Origin of the sequence: Sphaerochaeta pleomorpha str. Grapes (assembly GCF_000236685.1) — a bacterium.
Classification (GTDB): domain Bacteria; phylum Spirochaetota; class Spirochaetia; order Sphaerochaetales; family Sphaerochaetaceae; genus Sphaerochaeta; species Sphaerochaeta pleomorpha.
The window spans coordinates 670,378-688,391 of sequence record NC_016633.1 but is presented as its reverse complement, the minus strand read 5'-3'; the positions used below and the strand labels follow the sequence as shown (position 1 = coordinate 688,391).

Below are 18,014 nucleotides of genomic sequence, written 5' to 3'. Positions count from 1 at the left end.
AACCTGCCGCCGCATGTTCCCTTCCAAAATCAATTACAAACTTACTCTCAAGCAATCAGAATACGAAGCATTAGTTCTGATTGTTCCCCGAAACCTACTCTTCCTCTTCTTTTCTGGTTTCGTGGTAGTGTTTTATGACCTCATCGGCGAGTTTGCCGTTCAGAGGTTCATAATGGTCGAATTCCATTTCAAAACTTCCGGTCCCACTAGTCATGGATTTCAGGTCAATGGCATAGTTCAACATTTCAGACTGGGGTACCAAAGCTTTTACCAACTGTAGGTTGCCGATATCCTCCTGACCCAAAACGCGTCCCCGTTTTGAGGATAAATCCGAGAGAATATCTCCAAGATACTCATTCTCGATATAGACCCAGAGTTTCTCGATCGGTTCAAGCAGGACAACGCCGGCTTTTTCCAAAGCTACCTTCAAGGCTCCCTTGGCTGCTAGTTTGAAGGCCATCTCACTGGAGTCGACGGGGTGTTCCTTACCGTCAATCAGGGTAATACCGATATCTACCATCGGGTAGCCTGCAAGGTATCCGTCTTCCATCTGCTCATGCAGCCCTTTCTCGATGCCGGGAATATAACCTTTGCTTACCGAACCACCTTTGATTGCATTGGTAAACGAATAATATTCTCCCCGTTCGATGGGCGCAATCTCTATGAGGACCTTTGCATACTGTCCATGTCCGCCGCTTTGTTTTTTATGCGAATATTCTGCGATACCGCTCTTTTTGGTAATAGTTTCACGGTAGGCTACCCTCGGGAGCTTTGTATTGATGACGATTTTCTGCTTATCCCTGATTTTATCAAGAATCATGTTGATATGCAGTTCGCCCATTCCTGCTACGATGCTTTCTTTTGTCTCTTCGTTGAACCGGGTCCTGAAGGTAAGGTCCTCTTCCGTTACCTTGTGGAGGGCCTCGTTCATCTTGACCTCGCTTTTTTTGTCCTCGGCATTGATGGCAAGCATATAGATCGGATTAGGGAAGGCGAGGGGTTTGAATTTTATTTTCATGTCCGAACTGCCAAGCAAGGTTGAATTGGTCATCGCAATATTGCTTTTTGCAATAAGTCCGATATCCCCGGCTGCAAGACTGTCCGTCTCAATAAGCTTTTTACCGATCATTCTATACAGTTTTCCGGGTTTTTCCTTTTTCCCGATCTCTGGGTTGAAGAGTTCCGAGTCTGGATTAAGCGTACCCGTTACGATTTTGAGGAAACTTAACTTTCCGTTGAACTGGTCGAGGGTCGTCTTGAAGACAACGGCACTTACCGGTCCTTCGGATTTGATCGGGAATGGAACGGAATTTCCCTTTTCATCAATCACCTGTTCGAATTTTCCAATAGGTTTGGGGAAATTATATCTGATAAAATTCAGTAGGGTGGTGATTCCCGATCCAAGCTGGGCAGCACCACAGAAAACGGGTATGACCCTGTTCTGGTCAAGGCCTTCACGAAGCCCCCGGCGAATATCATCGCTATCGAGAGTCCCATCGGCAAAATACTTCTCGATGAGTTCATCTGCGCCTTCGGCGGCATTCTCGATCAACTCGAGACGGTATTTGTCCTCATATTCCTTCAGTTCCTCGGGAATCTCTGCAACGACCTCTTTGCCCCCTTCGGTAACCATGTACGCCTTGTTCTCAATGAGGTTGATAATACCCTTGAAGTCTTTTCCAGACCCTATAGGGATAGAAACCGGTACAAAAGTAGCTTTGAATGTCTCTTTCAGGCTATCGATAATCTTTGTATAGTCAGCGCGGTCGCGGTCCATTTTGTTCAGGAAAACCGCACGCGGTTTATTTCTTTCGTCAAGGTGGCGCCAAAGTTTGATTGTCTCGATCTGAGCACCGTCTCGGGCGTCTATTACCATCAATGCAGATTCGCATGAGCGAAATCCACAAATTGTCTCCCCGATGAATCCGGCTGTTCCCGGAGTATCAAGGATGTTCAGGGTTTTGCCTTCCCACTGCATGGTAGCCAGGGAGGCGTGGACAGAAATCTTGTGGGCGATTTCCTCTTCTGTGAAGTCACTGGTAGTCTTGCCGCTTGCAACAGTTTCGGCCCGGGAAATTACATTTGCATAAAACAACATCTGTTCAAGCAAAGTGGTTTTCCCGGTATCGTTGTGGCCAACGATTGCGACATTCCTCAGGTCTGTGCTGACAACGCTCATAGTTCCTCCTTTGGTCGTCGGATGGTATATTTCCGACGTCCTAGAACGCATGTGTCAATGGTAATCCCCATAACCCTATATGTCAAAAGAATTATTTTCTGCAGATGATGCAGACACTTGTATAGCATCCAAGGAATCTCGAGCCGTAGCCAATCAAAGGGATGAAAAAAACAGGTCCTGCCTTGTGAAGGCAGAACCTGGAACAGCTATGCAAAATTGTACACTAAAAGTTATTTTGTCATGCTTACATTGATATCAATCAAGTGATTGATGTCCTGCTTGAGCTTGTAGGCAAACTGGTCCATGGCCGAAACGTCATTGGGCAATTTGTCACCATCTTCACAGAAGAAGGTCCAGCAAGGTACATCGAGAGCAGCGCTGATTTTTTCAATGGTAGCAAAGGATGGAGCTTTTCGGGAGGTCTCTATCTCAGTAACAAAAGAAGTGGAAACGCCAATCTTTTCGGCAAGCTGAGCCTGTGTAAGTCCCAGTTTCCTTCTTCTTTCTTTCAAGTTCCGCGCAAAAATGTCTTGCAAGTTGTAAGTTCTAGCCATGTTGTACTCCTCTATAACGAAACCGAAGTTTCTCTAATTCTCAATTATTCAATAGGCACCTAAACAAGTTTAGATACCCACCAATAGCATCATAATCGCACTCCTATCCTCTCATATTTTAGGCATGGAAACAGATATTATGCAAGGGTTTGCTTCGTGAATTTCTGTAGAGTTATTTGAATTCTCCCATTGTTAACGCAACTTCTGTGAATAATGGTTAAATTCCATCGAAAAAGTGCCTCTTCCCTGTGTTGCAGAGCGTAAAATTGTGGAATATCCAAATAGTTGGGCTAGAGGAGCCTGAGCGTGGATATATTCGGCACTTGGTCTGCTCTCAATGCTGTTTACTAAACCATTGCGGCTCGTGAGACTGGAGATTGCTTCCCCGACGAACTGGGCAGGTACAGCAACAGTGACCTTCATGATGGGTTCCATCAAAACCGGGGCTGCCATTTGGGCAACTTTATCGAAACAGATGGAGGAACACGCCTCAAATGCAAAAGGGGAGGCAGTCAATTCATTGTAAGTAATTGCGGTAACCTCAGCTTCCATATCACACGTATCATAGCCGAATTTAATTCCACCCTTGAAGGAATTGGTAATTCCCCGTTCGACGGCTTCCAGGATTTCCTCGGGTATGCCTTTCGTTTTTGCTGTACAGCGATATTTGGTACCGCCACCGATGCTTAACGGCCTGACAGTAAGGGCAATCGATGCTGCATTTTCCTTCCCTGCCAATATTTTTGAGAAACTCTCAACACCGGAAGCTTCCTTCGTGATCGATTCCCTGTAGGTTACCTGGGGTTTTCCGACCCTGGCCTGGATTTTCATTTCCTGGGTAAGTCGGGTTACCAGGACATCAAGGTGGAGTTCCCCCATCCCGCTGATTACCAGCTGGCCGGTTTCCTCGTCATCGCGATAGGTAAAGGTCGGGTCTTCCTGTGCAAGGATACCCAGTGCAGAGCGAAGCTTGTCCTGGTCACTGAGGGTGTTTGGCTCGATCGCGACCGAAATAACGGGGATTGGGAAATGCATTTTCTCCAAGAGTACTTGCACGCCTTCGCTGCCGATGGTGTCGCCTGTGCGGGCATCCTTGAATCCTACGATTACCCCGATATCGCCAGCCTCAAGCTCAGTCAAATCTTCCGGGCGGTCAGCGTGCATACGCAAAATCCTGTTTATGCGTTCACGCTTTTTCTTGGAAATATTCATGATGGCCGTACCTTTTTTCAGTTTACCCTGGTAGACACGGACAAAACACATGGGGCCGGCTTCCCTGTCAACCTGGATTTTGAAAATCAAGGCGAGCGGGGGCTTGTTTGCATCATAGGATACCGAGACTTCTTTCTCTGTTTTCAAATTGAGCCCGGTAAGGGCCGGAACTTCGCTAGGGGAGGGCAAAAAGTCTATGACACCGTCTAGGAGCGCTTGGACTCCGATATCTTTGAGGGAAGAGCCTACAAAGACAGGGAGGGCCATACGCTCGATAGTGGCCTTTTTCAATGTTGCAATAATGAGTTCGTTTGGAATCTCTTCACCATCGAAATACAGCTCTGTGATCTCATCGCTGAATGAGGAGGCACTGTCGATGAGTTTTTCATGCCAGGTATCTGCAAGGTCCTGTAAATCAGCAGGGATCTCATTCTCGATTACGGTTTTCCCCTGGTCTGAACTGTCATAGGTATAATATTTCATGGTCAAAAGGTTGATAATGCCACTAAAGTCATTCTCCCTTCCGACAGGGATGAAGATGGGAATCGGGTTTGTATTCAGTTTAAGGCGGATCTCCTCGATGGCTTCCTCGAAGTTTGCACCGAGCCGGTCCATTTTATTGACAAAGGCTATGCGGGGAACTTTATAGGTATCGGCCTGTCTCCACACCGTTTCAGTCTGGGGCTCAACGCCGCCTACGGCGCACACCACTACCACAGCCCCGTCAAGAACCCGCAAAGATCGTTCAACCTCAGCGGTGAAATCAACATGTCCCGGGGTATCGATTATATTGATCTGGTGGCCTTTCCAGGAACAGGTAGTTGCTGCGCTGGCAATGGTTATGCCCCTGTTCTGCTCCTGTTCCATGAAATCCATGGTTGCTTCACCGTTGTCGACTTCCCCGATACGATGATTCTCCCCAGTATAAAACAAAATGCGTTCAGTAGTAGTAGTCTTTCCCGCATCGATGTGTGCCATTATCCCGATATTTCGTGTCAGTTTCTCATTCATTTTCAATTCCTTACTTTCTGCGTAAATGTATCACACAACCAAGCGATTAATCAACGATAAGCTTTATAGGCTAATAGTCTCAAGGAATTGAGGATAACGAGCATAGCAACCCCAACATCAGCGAATACAGCCCACCACATGGTAGCGATACCGACTGCTCCTAGTAAAAGCGTAACTGCTTTGATTACAAGGGCAAAGGTGATGTTTTGCTTTACAATCCTGCTTGTTTTCCTTGCAATTGCAACGACTGTCCCAATCTTTGCAAGGTCGTCATCGAGGATGACAATATCGGCTGCCGCAATAGCGGCATCACTTCCCAGACCTCCCATGGCAAGCCCTACATCGGAGAGAGCCAGCACAGGTGCATCGTTGATCCCGTCCCCTACGAAGGCTACTTTACCACCCTTTTTTTTCAGTGATTGGAAGATTTCCACTTTCTGCTGGGGAAGCAGACCCCCATGGATTTCGTCTATACCGAGGTTGGACCCGACACGCAAGGCGACAGCCTCATTGTCACCGCTGAGCATAACGATATGCTTGATCCCGAGTTTCCTGAGCCTGTCGAGATTTCCTTTGGCCAGGTCTTTCGTCTCGTCTTCAATTTCTGCAGTTCCTGCATACCTGCCGTCTATAGCTATCTGCACATGGGTAAGGTCTTCGCTTTCACCTAAGGGCGCGAGAATACCTTTCTGATATAAAAACGAACTGCTTCCGGCCAAAACTTGGTGTCCGTCTACAAAACCGCTCATGCCTTGCCCCGGGGTTTCCGTTACCGAGGATACCTTGTGTTGCCCTTCGGCAAAGAGATCAAAGGCTCTGGCAATCGGATGGGAGCTGTTTGACTCAAGGGCAGAGGCAAAGCCTCGTATCTGCTTTTCAGTCCAGGACGTGCCTTCAGCCACTTTGACCGACCTCAGGGCAAACGTACCCTTGGTCAGGGTCCCTGTCTTATCAAACACCATGGTATCGATTTCACTGAGGGTCTGCAGATAGTTGCCCCCTTTAACCAGGATTCCCATCCGGGCGCTTCTTCCTATGCCGGCAAAAAAGGAGAGGGGAACCGAGATGACCAAGGCACAGGGGCAACTGATTACCAAAAAGACAAGCGACCGGTAAAGCCAGGTTGAGAAGTTGCCAAAAACCAGGGAAGGAATGACGGTAAGCAAGAGGGCGACGATGACAACAAATGGGGTATACAACCGTGCAAAACGGGTTATAAACTGTTCGCTCGGAGCCTTGTTCGCAGAGGCCCCCTCTACCAGGGTCATGATTTTCTTCACTGTACTGTCTGCATAGACTTTTGTTACCTGGATGTCCAAAACTGAGGATTCATTGAATGAACCGCTGTTTACCAGGGAATTGGGATGTACAAACGTAGGTGTGGATTCCCCGGTGAGAGCCTTGGTGTCGAGTGCAGAGGAGCCTGATACCACTATGCCATCCAAGGGTATTTTTTCTCCGTTCTTAACTCGGATTATCGAACCTGCCGGTACCTCTTCTACGGCGACGTCAATGGTTTCATTACCCTTGACGACATGAGCGAATTCGCTTTTCAGATCCATGGCGCGGGCAATGGAACGACGGCTGCTGTTTACCGCTGCATCCTGGAAATATTCCCCTACCTGGTAAAAGAGCATGACTGCCGCGCTTTCAGAGAATTGCCCGATTGCCATTGCCCCGAGGGAAGCTATAGCCATAAGGAAATTTTCATCAAAGACTTTTCCTTTGAGGATATTCCGTGCAGCCTTGAAGAGAACCTTATAACCCGAGACTAGATAACTTGATAGGATGAGCAGATAGGAGGGGATGCCATCGAGGAATAGCGAACCTCCAAGGAATAGGGATAACGAAATAATGATCTGTATTAGGCTTATATTGAACCAGAGGTTTGTTTTCCCCTTGATGGAGTCGCATTCGCAGCGTTCTTTGCCACAGTAGGGGCAGGCTGCATTTGTCTGGATCACTTTCATCTCAAGCCCGGTTTCAATGTTTTTGGCCACCTGCTCGACCTCGTCCCAGAACTGTTCATCAACGGTGGTTTGCGTCTCAACGGAAAGCTTCATCTGCATGAAGTCGAGATTTGCACTCTGTACGGAATCCAAGCGCGAGACAGCTTTTTCAATGTTTGCTGCACAGTCGGCACAATCGAGGCCTTTGAGCTTCCACTTCCGATTCTGGCAAGTGGATGCAATCTGTACTGGGCGAAGGATAATATCCTGTTGCTGAGAACGCGCCGTTTGTTCTATACCTTGCCAGAACAGGTCGTCCTGCTCCGTCTTTGAGGTTACTGTGAGTTTTTTCGCCATAAAATTGAGATGGGCTTCCTGCACCCCTGTTTCTTTTGCGATTCTGTCTTCTACTTTAGCACCACAGGCTGCGCAATCTAAATTATCGATGGTCCAGGTTTTCGTGATGGGCATGGAAATCTCTCCTGTATATTAATCAATATATGAGCATATATTCATATATAAAGAAAACAGTCATTTATGTCAAGGAATCCCTACACTTCCCACGACTCATCGATAGATACCGGCGCTATCTGGTTTTCGTAGATTCCAGGTTTGCCTGAAGCTATGTACGCAACACAGCACACAAAAAACAGGGTCAAGGGATCACCGTATCCAAACAACTCGAGCCCAAGGACGAAACAGGCGAAGGGAAGTTTCGTTGCGCCGCTGAGCATCCCCATCGCCCCGAACATAGCCATTGCAGAGAAGGGAAGGGAAAGGTAATGGGCGAAGAGAGAACCGGTGGTCGAACCTATGACCATGATGGGGATTACTTCTCCGCCGACAAAGCCGCTGCCGATCGTTAGAGTTGTGAGAAGCAATTTGAGTAATGGCGCTGCCTTGCTGCTGGTCCCAAGGGAGGCCTCGGTTAGCAGGGAGGAGGATAAACCGTTATAGGCAACCGAGCCTGTAGCCAGGTAGATACCTATCGAAGCGCACAGTAAAAGAGTGCCACAGATCAATGCCTGCAGGATTGGGTTCGGCGAAATTGCTTTCAAGGCTTGTTTGACCAAGTGTACCAAAAAACAGAATAGCCTGCTGGTAAGCCCCACAGCTATGGATAAAACGGTAAGGCAGGCAAGTGACCTCACGGTGGTAGGGAAACTTTCTGCCTGGATGGGCGTCAGAGTATGGATATGCAATGCCTGGCTTACGAAGCAAGCGGTACAGGATGACAGGAAACAAGGTAAGATTGCATCGGTACGGTTTACCCTTGGTGAGGAGAATTGGAGGCCGAACAGGGTTCCTGCGATCGGTGCATTGAACAAGGCTGCGAATGCAGAACCGGCACCACTGATAAGCCAGACCCCTTTCTTGTTGGTTTTCAGCTGTGTGTTATTCTGGGGAAACAGCAGGTTTTCCAACGAATCCAGGTAACTGCCGAGGGAGGCACCCAGTTGTACCCCCACCCCTTCTTTTCCCCCGGAAGCGCCGACAAGGTGGGTAATGAATGTATTGAGCAGGAGCAGCGGTGCCATCTTCGTCGAGATTTTATTCGAATGGTTCTCATAGTCTCCCTGGTAAGCGATGCTTGTAGGGTGGGCAATATCGACAATCCCTTGGTTGATCATCGACATGACCTGGTTGCTGCCATCTTTGAGGTAGGGGCCAACCTTCTGATACAGAAAAGCCGTTGTGATTGCTCCAAGGGGTATGGCAAAAAGGAGCTTTGGGTTGGCCATACGCAAAAACGTAGCAGCCTCCACCGTTTTTGTGAGGAGGGCGATGACAGGCCCCACGGTACAACCCAAAAGCAGGGAACGGATAATCCAAGGGAATATGCTTCCGGATTTTACAGGAACAGGAATTTTCATGGGGATATGATAGGTAATTTTCAAAGCCTCGTATATCGGGTATAGCCCGTTTGCAGCACATTGATAAAAAAAATTAATTCGGGAAGGAATTTTTATCCCTGGGTAATTGCATTATGCCTTGCGTTGAAAGGTTTTTCTCGCATGGACATTGCCTATGATTTGATTTACACTGACAAAACCCGAATTAATCAATTGAGTATCCCTTGTATAGTTATTGTTTTGTGTCATTGTCTTCTGACTCTGGTGCTGTACTGATGTGAGGGTTTAAAAGGAGAAATGAGCAATGCCAAAAACCGTAGATAACCACGGTTCCAGTTCGTATGAACAGGTGCGTTTAACGCAAGACAATCAAATCAAAAGAACAATGTTTATCAGCCTGCTTTGTGTCTTTGTTGGGATCATAGCAGGATTCGGAGCCGTTGGGTTTCGCTATCTAATAGATTTTTTCTACAACTTGTTCTTCCATGGCATCCTTTCCTTTGAAGGGAAGGATGCAACCGCTGCCATTTCAAGGTGGGGGAAATATGTAATTTTGGTACCTGCGTTCGGTATTGCATTGGCTAATTTCATCACGGAGAAATGGGCGCCGGAAGCGAAAGGGCACGGGGTTCCCGAGGTTATGGCAGCCGTTGCCTTGAATCAGGGAAAGATCAGGCCGGTGGTTGCCCTGGTAAAGACTTTTGCCTCAGCTATCACTATAGGTTCAGGAGGTTCGGTAGGCCGTGAAGGTCCTATCGTCCAGATTGGTTCCAGCTTCGGCTCAACGCTGGGGCAGATGTTCAAGTTGTCTTCGCGTGAAACCATCATTTTGGTGGGTGCAGGGGCAGCCGGTGGTATCAGTGCGACCTTCAATGCCCCGATCGGGGGTGTTATGTTTGCCCTCGAGCTTATTCTTCCTGAATACAGCATTATGACCATTATGCCATTGGTAGTCTCTTCGACTGTAGCAACCTATCTTGCGGCAATTTTTCTGGGGACAAGTCCTGCTTTCATAATTCCCCAGTACTCGATGGTTTCCCCTTATGAGCTCATTTTCCATATTTTCCTTGGATTGTTGGCTGGATTGCTTTCTGTAGGATTTATCAAGGCAGTGTATAGGGTCGAAGACGCTATCGATAAAATCAAAGTCCCCTCTTTGGTGAAATCTTTGGTAGGGGGTACTTTGATCGGAGTCATAGGATATCTGTCACTTACCTTTTTTGGTGCGTACTACATCTTTGGGGTAGGGTATGAGTTCATGGATTTTGTCCTTGCCAACCAAGCCACTTCCTTTTTCATGTTGCTCCTGCTGATAGGGTTGAAGGTTTTGGCCAATACTTTGACCCTTGGTTCCGGTGGATCTGGGGGTATCTTTGCCCCCTCGCTGTTCTTGGGGGCAGCCCTTGGTGGGGCTGTCGGGATTGTAGTGAATGCAGCGTTTCCCGGTTCGACCGGGTCGGTAGCCGCGTATGCGATGGTAGGGATGGCCGCTGTGGTCTCCGGTGTTACAGGGGGTGTGCTTACCTCGATTATCATGCTTTTCGAGATGACCAGGAACTATGAGATCATGCTTCCGGTGATGCTTGCCGCGGTTATTGCACATTTTATTGCCAAGCTCTTGTATTCCGATACCATGTATACCAAGAAATTGACCAGACGGGGTGTACAGATCCAGCTTGACAAGAGAATCTCTACGTTCAAGGGTCTCAGTGTTGCAGATATTTTGAAAAAGGGTATTGTTTCCTGCCAGCCAAGCGATACTGTCAAAGATACCCTGTCCGTTATGTACACACATGAACTCGGGGTTCTCCCTGTTATCGACGCAGAACAAAACGTTCTTGGCACGATAAGCTATAAGGAACTCTACAAGGCGAAGGCGGCCGACACGGATACTATCGGTCCTTATGTCTTTAGGCATCCGATCACGATTCCGAGTAAATCGAATCTCTCCGATGCCCTTGAGGTAATGGAGAAGGGTAAGTCTGATATCCTTGTTGTCCAGGATGGAAATAAGAACCTGGGCATCATTACAATCAAGCGTATCGTCAGATTTACCATGGAGAAATCGAGACTCTCCTAGAAAATTGGACCAGGTGATAGTAAAACATCCTCCCCAAAGATGGCAATCCATCAATGGGGAGGATGTTTTTAAAGGAAGGCTCATACAGGGTTTTTCCCTTGGCAGATATATAATCTTCGTTCTTTTGCTTGACAACTCCACTCTACAATGAAAGAATAGGTTGTAAAATATGAGTGTACGTTAACGCACCCTACTCATAAGGAGTTGGAACCTATGTTGGAATCCTTGAAAAAAACCGTATTTGAGGCAAACCTTGCATTGCCAAAGTATAACCTTGTGACTTTTACCTGGGGAAATGTATCAGGAATCGACAGGGAGCAAAACCTTGTGGTTATTAAACCCTCCGGGGTTTCCTATGAGCAGATGAGCTATGAGGATATGGTAGTTGTAGATCTTGTTTCAGGGCGTACCGTCGAGGGAACGCTTAAGAGTTCCTCGGATACCCCTACACACTTGGAACTTTACCGTAATTTCCCTTCCATTGGCGGCATCGTGCACACGCATAGCCGCTGGGCGACCATATTTGCCCAGACGGGTAAATCTATCCCTGCCTTGGGGACTACCCATGGCGACTATTTCTATGGGACCATCCCCTGCACCCGTATGATGACCGACGAAGAGATCGGCGGCGACTATGAGAAGGAAACAGGGACGGTTATCGTTGAAACCTTCCATTCTCGTGATCCTCAACAGGTTCCCGCGGTATTGGTACATAGCCATGGCCCCTTTGCCTGGGGGAAGGATCCTTTGGATGCGGTGCACAACGCTGTGGTCCTTGAAGAAGTTGCCATGATGGCCTGGCATGGCATGGTACTCTGCAAGGAGGGTATCGATCCGATGCAACCTGCTTTGCTGGATAAGCATTATCTGCGCAAGCATGGAAAGAATGCCTATTACGGACAAAAATCTTAGTATTGCGAAAAACTCACTGGAGAATTTATATGGAAAATATTGCACAAGTGAATGTTGGTATTGTTGCCGTAAGTAGGGATTGTTTTCCCATCGGGCTTTCAAAAAGGCGGCGGGAAGCTGTGGTTGAGGCCTATGGCCAGGGTCTCTACGCATGTCCGGTAACAGTAGAGTCGGAAAGCGATGTTGCAATGGCCCTGTCTGACTTGCAGGTCCATGGGGTCAATGCCCTGGTGGTGTTTCTGGGGAATTTCGGACCCGAGACGCCAGAGACGTTATTGGGTAAGTATTTTCCCGGTCCTGTGATGTACGTTGCAGCCGCTGAGGGGGATGGTGATCTGTACGATGGCAGGGGGGATGCCTTCTGCGGCATGCTCAACTGTTCCTATAACCTAAGGCTTCGTTCGGTCAAAGCCTATATCAGTGACTATCCGATCGGTACGGCTGGGGAGGTTGCCTCCCAGATTCGTTCGTTCCTTCCTGTCGCCCGCGCCTATCTGTCTCTCAGGGAATTGAAAATCATTTCCTTTGGTCCGAGACCGTCAGATTTCCTTGCCTGCAATGCCCCCATCCAGGGTTTGTTCGATTTGGGCGTTGAAATTGAGGAGAACAGTGAATTGGACCTGCTTTCTTCTTTCAATGCACATGCAGGGGATGCCCGCATTGATGCTGTCGTTGCCGATATGGCAAATGAGATAGGGTCGAGTCCCTATGAGGGAATTCTCCCAAGGCTTGCCCAGTATGAAGTAACTTTGCTCGATTGGGCCGAGAGCCATAGGGGAGGGCGAAAGTATGTTGCGTTTGCAAACAAATGCTGGCCAGCCTTCGAGAAAGAGTTCAAATTTGTCCCCTGTTATGTGAACAGCCGCCTGACTGCAAGGGGTATTCCCGTTTCCTGTGAAGTGGATATCTATGGTGCCTTGAGCGAATATATTGGGCTTTGTATCAGTGAAAAACCAGTTACCTTGCTCGATATCAACAACACGGTTCCCCGTTCGATGTTTGAAAAGCATGTACAGGATAAGACTGACTATCTGCTGAGTGATACCTTCATGGGTTTCCATTGTGGCAATACAGCTTGTTCTTTGCTCAGCAATCCCCATATGGGATACCAGCTGATTATGAAACGGGGACTTGAACCTGATTTACCCGAGCCCGATATTACCCGTGGTACGATGGAAGGTGATATCAAGGCAGGGGCGGTCACCGTATACCGCCTTCAGTCAACTGCCAAAGGAAAACTGGTTGCCTATATTGCCCAGGGCGAAGTGCTCGATGTCCCTACCGAGAGTTTCGGGAGCATTGGGGTTTTTGCTATTACCGAGATGGGCAGGTTCTACCGGCATGTACTTATCGAGAAGCAGTATCCGCATCATGCGGCTATCGCTTTTTGCCATTGCGGGAAGGATCTGTTTTCCTTTTTCCGATATCTCGGGATTGAAGATATCTCCTATAACCAGGGAAAAAACCTGCCATATGTGGGGGAGAATCCCTTCCAGGACTAAGCAAGCACCTGCAAAAAGAGACAAGAGATATATACTGTAGGGTGTGTCTTTGGATGCTGGATAAAAAACATGCGGCTGCCTTTTACAAGCAACTGCATGTTTTTCTTTGTTTGCAAGGGAAACGTGAAAGTCCCTAGGTCCATTCTCCCAGCAGAGCGGTAATTTCCCGGATGTCTTTCTCGTCACTCGTTTTTGGTGTGGAGAATACCTTGTATTTGGCAAGGGCATACCTGAGGATCATAACGGCTTCTTGCCGGTCGCTCATTTTTTCAAGGGTGACGGAAGAGTAGAAAGGTTTGCCCGCTTTCCCGTCTTTTCCTTCGTAGTAACGGAATTTCTCAAGGTTGGTGGCATCCTTTTCCCAATTTGCCTGCATTTTTATAATTTCTTTCTTTCTTTTTGAGCTGTCCCAGTTTCGGCTGTACAGTTCCTCTGCCAGTTTCTTGTAATGACCAGGGTAGAGGAGGTTCGAAGGGATAGTATCCAAGGCCTTGCGCATATAACTAACGGCCCAGATACCATTACCGAACGATATCGGTCCTCCTGGCAGTTCGTCGTAGAGGCTTGACAATACATACCAGGTCTCGGAGGAATCGAGGGTATTGAAAGTGTTCACCACTTGGGTAAGGTCGGCGAGCATGCCTTTTGCCTTCGAGAGTGAATTGAGCGGGCCCTTGGTCTGTCCCCAGCGCCCGAGGTTTGAGGATCGCCAAAGGAATGCCAGCGGCAAAGGCTGTTTCTCGATGGATTGGTTGGCATATTCCTCACCCAGCTCATAGGCTTCGAAACGTTTTGCCTTATCCTCTTTGTCTAGGTCGTCACCCAAGGCAACCTGTACGCGGGAAAGTCTCCAGAGAATCTGCGCCTGCTGTAAGCTCTCCGTTTCCCCCTGCAGCTGGGAAACCAGTTCTGACTTGCATTGCTCGAATTGTTCGGAATCATAGAGAGAGTCAGCAAGGGCGATGTCACCGGAAGCGAACACCGAGGTAACGATACCTGCTAGAATGAGCAGAAAAGTAATTCTTGACTTGGCTTTCATACGGGCTCCTTGGTTTTGGTTTAGCGCATCAATCGTTGGGCAAGTGACAGTTTTCCTTTGTAGGGGGCATACCTGATACTGGTATCGATCCAAGTACTCTTGTTAAGTATGCTCTTTGTGTGGCTGAAAGTCGTAAAGCTTTCCTTTGCATGGTAGCTTCCCATCCCGCTCGATCCAACACCTCCGAAAGGCATATCCGGATTTGCAAGGTGAGCCACGGTATCGTTTATACAGCCGCCCCCATAGATGAGGTTGCGCACCACCCACTTCTGCCTGGCCTTATCGTTGCTGAACAGGTAGAGGGCAAGGGGGTGTTCCCTCTGTTGTACAAAGGCTGTGGCTTGCTCGAAGGAATCGAAGCCGATAACCGGGAGGATTGGGCCAAAGATTTCCTCCTGCATCAAAGTAGAGTCCATTTTTGGGTCTATGAGGATGCTTGGGGCAATCTTCTGCGATTCAGGGTCAATCTGGCCGCCATAGGCCAGGGTGCCTTGGCTCAAAAGCTCGAGAAGTCTGGTGAAGTGCCTCTGGTTTATGATTTTTGGCAGGTCTTTGTTGAAGAGCGGTTCCGTCCCATACATTTCCTGCATTGCCGATTTCAAAGCTTCAATGAATTCACATTGGAATTCCCTTTTTACCAGTACATAGTCGGGGGCAACACAGGTTTGTCCTGCATTGATACATTTACCCCAGGCGATTCGCTTTGCGGCAAGTTTAATATTTGCTGTCTCATCGACTATCGCGGGGCTTTTCCCTCCCATCTCCAGGGTAATCGGGGTGAGATTGCGTGATGCCGCCTGCATGACTATCCTGCCCACTGTGGTGCTTCCGGTAAAAAAGATATGATCGAACCGGTTTGCCAATAATTCCTGGTTGGTTTCTGAGCCACCCTGAAAGGTGGCGATATAATTTGAAGGGAAGTATTTTCCAAGGATGGATTCTAGCAGGCGTGAAGTGTTCTCGCTGTAACGTGAGGGTTTTACCATGACGCAGTTGCCTGCTGCCATTGCACCAGCAAGTGGAGAAAGGGTAAGTAGCAGTGGATAATTCCAGGGGCTCATGACCAATACTACGCCCAAAGGCTGCGAAAAGGTGAAGGAGCGAGAAGGGAAATTCAGAAATGAGGTTTTGACCCGGTGCGGTTTGCTCCAGGAATCCAGGTTTTTGAGCAGATGGTTGATCTCGGAATAGATTCCTCCCAGCTCAGTGGCAAACCCTTCGAATTCGGTTTTACCGAGATCGAGAAAAAGTGCGTTAAGCAACTTGTCCCTATTTTCATCTAATGCTTTTCTGAGTGTATGCAGCTGTTGCTTTCTCCAGGATATATCCTGAGTCGCACCTGACAAGAAAAAAGCTCGCTGTTCAGCCAAGCATAATTGGATTTCGTTCATAGTTCCACTCCCCCCAAAAAACAATACCTCAAGTATTGCATTTCTAAAACAGTTTTGTCAAAAGAAACTAAAAGAGTATTTACCATTCCCTACGCCTTAGTCTCTGATAGGTTTACCCTAATTTTCAGGTAATTTCGCTGGTAAACAGAATAGTTGGGGATATTTTTATATAGAAAGAGGTAGATAACGAAAATATGGCCTATTTTCTTTGCAAGGCAAGCTTATAGGGTCTTTCTGTAGAATTCCTTACATGATCCTTGAGCGAAAAGTTTGATTTCATGATCCTTTGGTTTGACAGTACAGAAAAGCAAAGAGGGACCTTTGCATACTAGGAGCTGCAATCCAAAGGCTTGCGGGTGTGGGTACAAGGCAAACGGATTGCAGCCCGGAAGAAGGGTAAATCACCAAGATGGTAGGTAGCTATTGGGAGATATGACGCTATCAGAAAACCATCTTGTATCTTATTTGTATAATGGAAATTACAAGAAGTCAAGATGCCGATATCGAATATTTTCAAGAACGGGTTTGTCCTGGAAACCGGCAAGGTTTGCGTCCATGTTATGGCCCCCTGGAAGCGAAAAGAAGACACAAAGCAATTAAAATAAGGCAGATATAGAAGAAAGGCTGTCACATTGCTGTAACAGCCTTTCTAAAAGAAACATCTCCTAGGGGAATTGAACCCCTGTTGACGGGATGAAAACCCGTTGTCCTAACCACTAGACGAAGGAGACATTACACGCATATCAGAACCTGATATACACTTTGAGCCGCACAGGATTCGGACCTGTGACCCACGCCTTAAAAGGGCGTTGCTCTACCAACTGAGCTAGCGGCCCGTGCAACGTAATGGACTATAACAGGAAGGAATAAGGACTGTCAACTACTTGCGTAAAAAAAGTTGGTCCTTCACCGTGGATACCAGTACGGATTATCCAAACTGTAGGTCTTGTAGAGCAGGGATTCATACATATCTTCTTTCATTACAATATCTTTACCTCTTAGATTTGCAATGAGGTAAGCGGTCCTACAGACAGAAATTGCAGAGCGGAGGCTTAAATTTTCTGAGTGGCGGCACCGATTTAATAGGGGAAGTAACTTTCGGTAATCCTCCTCGTCCCTACCAAGATGCTGTTTGCGGACTTCTGCAATAGTGTGCTGTAAGCCCTCTGTTTTGGACGTAAGATTACTGACCATGAGGTTTTCGTTTTTCACGGGAACTATCAGGTCGAACCGGTCGAGAAGGGGGGAACCGACTTTATTCCAGAAAGCTGCAATTTGCCTTTCGTTACACCTGCATATACCGTCGCTCAGTCCCAGATTTCCACAGGGGCAGGCATTCATTGCTGCTGCAACGAGAAAATTGCAGGGGAATCCTTTGCATTGTCTGCGGTCTATGAGAGTCCTTAGGGATACAAGGGTATTGGGCTTCTGATAGGCTATTTCATCTAAGGTCAGTATTCCGTTGTGGGCAAGGCTTACCAGTGGAGGTTCGCCTTGGATAAGGTCTTTCTCTCCCATATCAGGAGTAATCTCGATTGAAGGGATTTTGCGTATCGCTGTTCTGGCGATTCGCTCAGTCTCCCGTAGTTCGCTTTCACAGAGCGGGGGGACCAAGTAGGGAAGGCGGTGGAGCATCATGCTTTTGCCACCTCCTGGAGGACCGAAGAGCAGGATATTGAGGTGCCCGGCAGCAGAAAGAACCATTGCTTTTCTTGTCGCCTCCATTCCGACTATCCCCCAGAATGGGTCGACTTCATAGGGTGATCTCATCAAAGAACGGTTTTCCTGTGGTAGGGTAGGTCCCATCCCCTGATGCCGTAGCAGAAACCTGCAGGCCAGGGCGAATGCTTCGGCGAGGGTTGTGGGAGCCTCGATTGCCAAAGAAGGAATGTTGCTATGGCGAGCCCCGGCGGCGATCAACAGGGAACAACCTTTCGTTTTTGCAACGCCTGGGGCATCGAGCAGACTCCCTTCCCCTGTGAGCGTTCCATCCAGATTAACCTTTCCCATAACAAGCAGGTCGGTTTCGTAGTTTGAGAGAAGGTGGTTTCTTTGTAAGAGAAGGGAAAGGATAATTGCAAGTTCAATTTCCTGCGGGGGGACTTTCTTTTCCAATTGTATGATCCCTGAAGGTTTTCCTTGGTCCATTTGTTTCAAGAGGATGCCAAGCTTCTCCTTGAATTGCCTGGTTTGCAAGGATCCTTGACCAAGGATATCAAAGGAAGTGTGGCAAGGGGATACGAGTATGCGGATGGCTTCCCCTTGGAAACCATTCTGGTAATAGCCGAATATGTTCATAACCCTTAAGGAGCATAGTAGGACCCATTGCTTG

11 protein-coding genes and 2 tRNA genes are annotated in these 18,014 nt (G+C 47.9%); 3 read left to right on the top strand and 10 right to left on the bottom strand.

Going from position 1 to position 18,014, the window contains the following annotated elements; genetic code table 11:
• Positions 1–94: 94 nt before the first annotated feature.
• From fusA (SPIGRAPES_RS03100) to SPIGRAPES_RS03080, 5 genes are all read right to left on the bottom strand, one after another.
• Positions 95–2,179, bottom strand: coding sequence for an elongation factor G (gene fusA, locus SPIGRAPES_RS03100; protein WP_014269317.1), 2,085 nt, complete (start codon positions 2,177–2,179; stop codon positions 95–97).
• Between the two features lie 230 nt (positions 2,180–2,409).
• Entirely contained in the window at positions 2,410–2,733 is a 324-nt protein-coding gene (locus SPIGRAPES_RS03095; RefSeq protein WP_014269316.1) for a helix-turn-helix domain-containing protein, read from the bottom strand.
• 192 nt (positions 2,734–2,925) lie between these two features.
• A complete protein-coding gene (fusA, locus tag SPIGRAPES_RS03090) occupies positions 2,926–4,956 on the bottom strand; it encodes an elongation factor G (protein WP_014269315.1) in 2,031 nt (676 codons plus the stop codon).
• A gap of 50 nt (positions 4,957–5,006) precedes the next feature.
• On the bottom strand, positions 5,007–7,376 hold the full coding sequence (locus SPIGRAPES_RS03085) for a heavy metal translocating P-type ATPase (RefSeq protein WP_014269314.1): 2,370 nt from the start codon (positions 7,374–7,376) through the stop codon (positions 5,007–5,009).
• Positions 7,377–7,456: 80 nt separating this feature from the next.
• Positions 7,457–8,779, bottom strand: coding sequence for a chloride channel protein (locus tag SPIGRAPES_RS03080; protein WP_014269313.1), 1,323 nt, complete (start codon positions 8,777–8,779; stop codon positions 7,457–7,459).
• Positions 8,780–9,062: 283 nt separating this feature from the next.
• Between SPIGRAPES_RS03080 and SPIGRAPES_RS03075 the strand changes: the two genes are divergently transcribed.
• From SPIGRAPES_RS03075 to SPIGRAPES_RS03065, 3 genes are all read left to right on the top strand, one after another.
• Positions 9,063–10,838: a chloride channel protein gene (locus tag SPIGRAPES_RS03075; RefSeq protein ID WP_014269312.1), complete on the top strand. Its 1,776-nt coding sequence runs from the start codon at positions 9,063–9,065 to the stop codon at positions 10,836–10,838.
• 213 nt (positions 10,839–11,051) lie between these two features.
• Positions 11,052–11,750: an L-ribulose-5-phosphate 4-epimerase gene (gene araD, locus SPIGRAPES_RS03070; RefSeq protein ID WP_014269311.1), complete on the top strand. Its 699-nt coding sequence runs from the start codon at positions 11,052–11,054 to the stop codon at positions 11,748–11,750.
• Between the two features lie 29 nt (positions 11,751–11,779).
• Positions 11,780–13,252 carry an L-fucose/L-arabinose isomerase family protein gene (locus tag SPIGRAPES_RS03065; RefSeq protein WP_014269310.1) on the top strand — a complete coding sequence of 491 codons (1,473 nt, stop codon included), beginning with the start codon at positions 11,780–11,782 and terminating at the stop codon, positions 13,250–13,252.
• A 133-nt stretch (positions 13,253–13,385) separates the two neighbouring features.
• On the opposite strand, the gene SPIGRAPES_RS03060 is transcribed toward SPIGRAPES_RS03065, so the two are convergent.
• From SPIGRAPES_RS03060 to SPIGRAPES_RS03040, 5 genes are all read right to left on the bottom strand, one after another.
• Positions 13,386–14,291 carry a hypothetical protein gene (locus SPIGRAPES_RS03060; protein ID WP_014269309.1) on the bottom strand — a complete coding sequence of 302 codons (906 nt, stop codon included), beginning with the start codon at positions 14,289–14,291 and terminating at the stop codon, positions 13,386–13,388.
• A 20-nt stretch (positions 14,292–14,311) separates the two neighbouring features.
• Positions 14,312–15,682 carry an aldehyde dehydrogenase gene (locus SPIGRAPES_RS03055; protein ID WP_014269308.1) on the bottom strand — a complete coding sequence of 457 codons (1,371 nt, stop codon included), beginning with the start codon at positions 15,680–15,682 and terminating at the stop codon, positions 14,312–14,314.
• A 659-nt stretch (positions 15,683–16,341) separates the two neighbouring features.
• Positions 16,342–16,413: transfer RNA gene (locus SPIGRAPES_RS03050), tRNA-Glu, on the bottom strand.
• A 32-nt stretch (positions 16,414–16,445) separates the two neighbouring features.
• Positions 16,446–16,518: transfer RNA gene (locus SPIGRAPES_RS03045), tRNA-Lys, on the bottom strand.
• A 70-nt stretch (positions 16,519–16,588) separates the two neighbouring features.
• Entirely contained in the window at positions 16,589–17,980 is a 1,392-nt protein-coding gene (locus tag SPIGRAPES_RS03040; RefSeq protein ID WP_014269307.1) for an ATP-binding protein, read from the bottom strand.
• Positions 17,981–18,014: the final 34 nt, after the last annotated feature.

What these genes read in the sequence shown, in the direction of transcription:
- fusA (WP_014269317.1), bottom strand. Translation starts at nt 2,179, where the DNA reads ATGAGCGTTGTCAGCACAGACCTGAGGAATGTCGCAATCGTTGGCCAC.
- SPIGRAPES_RS03060 (WP_014269309.1), bottom strand. Translation starts at nt 14,291, where the DNA reads ATGAAAGCCAAGTCAAGAATTACTTTTCTGCTCATTCTAGCAGGTATC.
- SPIGRAPES_RS03075 (WP_014269312.1), top strand. Translation starts at nt 9,063, where the DNA reads ATGCCAAAAACCGTAGATAACCACGGTTCCAGTTCGTATGAACAGGTG.
- fusA (WP_014269315.1), bottom strand. Translation starts at nt 4,956, where the DNA reads ATGAATGAGAAACTGACACGAAATATCGGGATAATGGCACACATCGAT.
- SPIGRAPES_RS03055 (WP_014269308.1), bottom strand. Translation starts at nt 15,682, where the DNA reads ATGAACGAAATCCAATTATGCTTGGCTGAACAGCGAGCTTTTTTCTTG.
- SPIGRAPES_RS03065 (WP_014269310.1), top strand. Translation starts at nt 11,780, where the DNA reads ATGGAAAATATTGCACAAGTGAATGTTGGTATTGTTGCCGTAAGTAGG.
- SPIGRAPES_RS03080 (WP_014269313.1), bottom strand. Translation starts at nt 8,779, where the DNA reads ATGAAAATTCCTGTTCCTGTAAAATCCGGAAGCATATTCCCTTGGATT.
- SPIGRAPES_RS03040 (WP_014269307.1), bottom strand. Translation starts at nt 17,980, where the DNA reads ATGAACATATTCGGCTATTACCAGAATGGTTTCCAAGGGGAAGCCATC.
- araD (WP_014269311.1), top strand. Translation starts at nt 11,052, where the DNA reads ATGTTGGAATCCTTGAAAAAAACCGTATTTGAGGCAAACCTTGCATTG.
- SPIGRAPES_RS03085 (WP_014269314.1), bottom strand. Translation starts at nt 7,376, where the DNA reads ATGCCCATCACGAAAACCTGGACCATCGATAATTTAGATTGCGCAGCC.
- SPIGRAPES_RS03095 (WP_014269316.1), bottom strand. Translation starts at nt 2,733, where the DNA reads ATGGCTAGAACTTACAACTTGCAAGACATTTTTGCGCGGAACTTGAAA.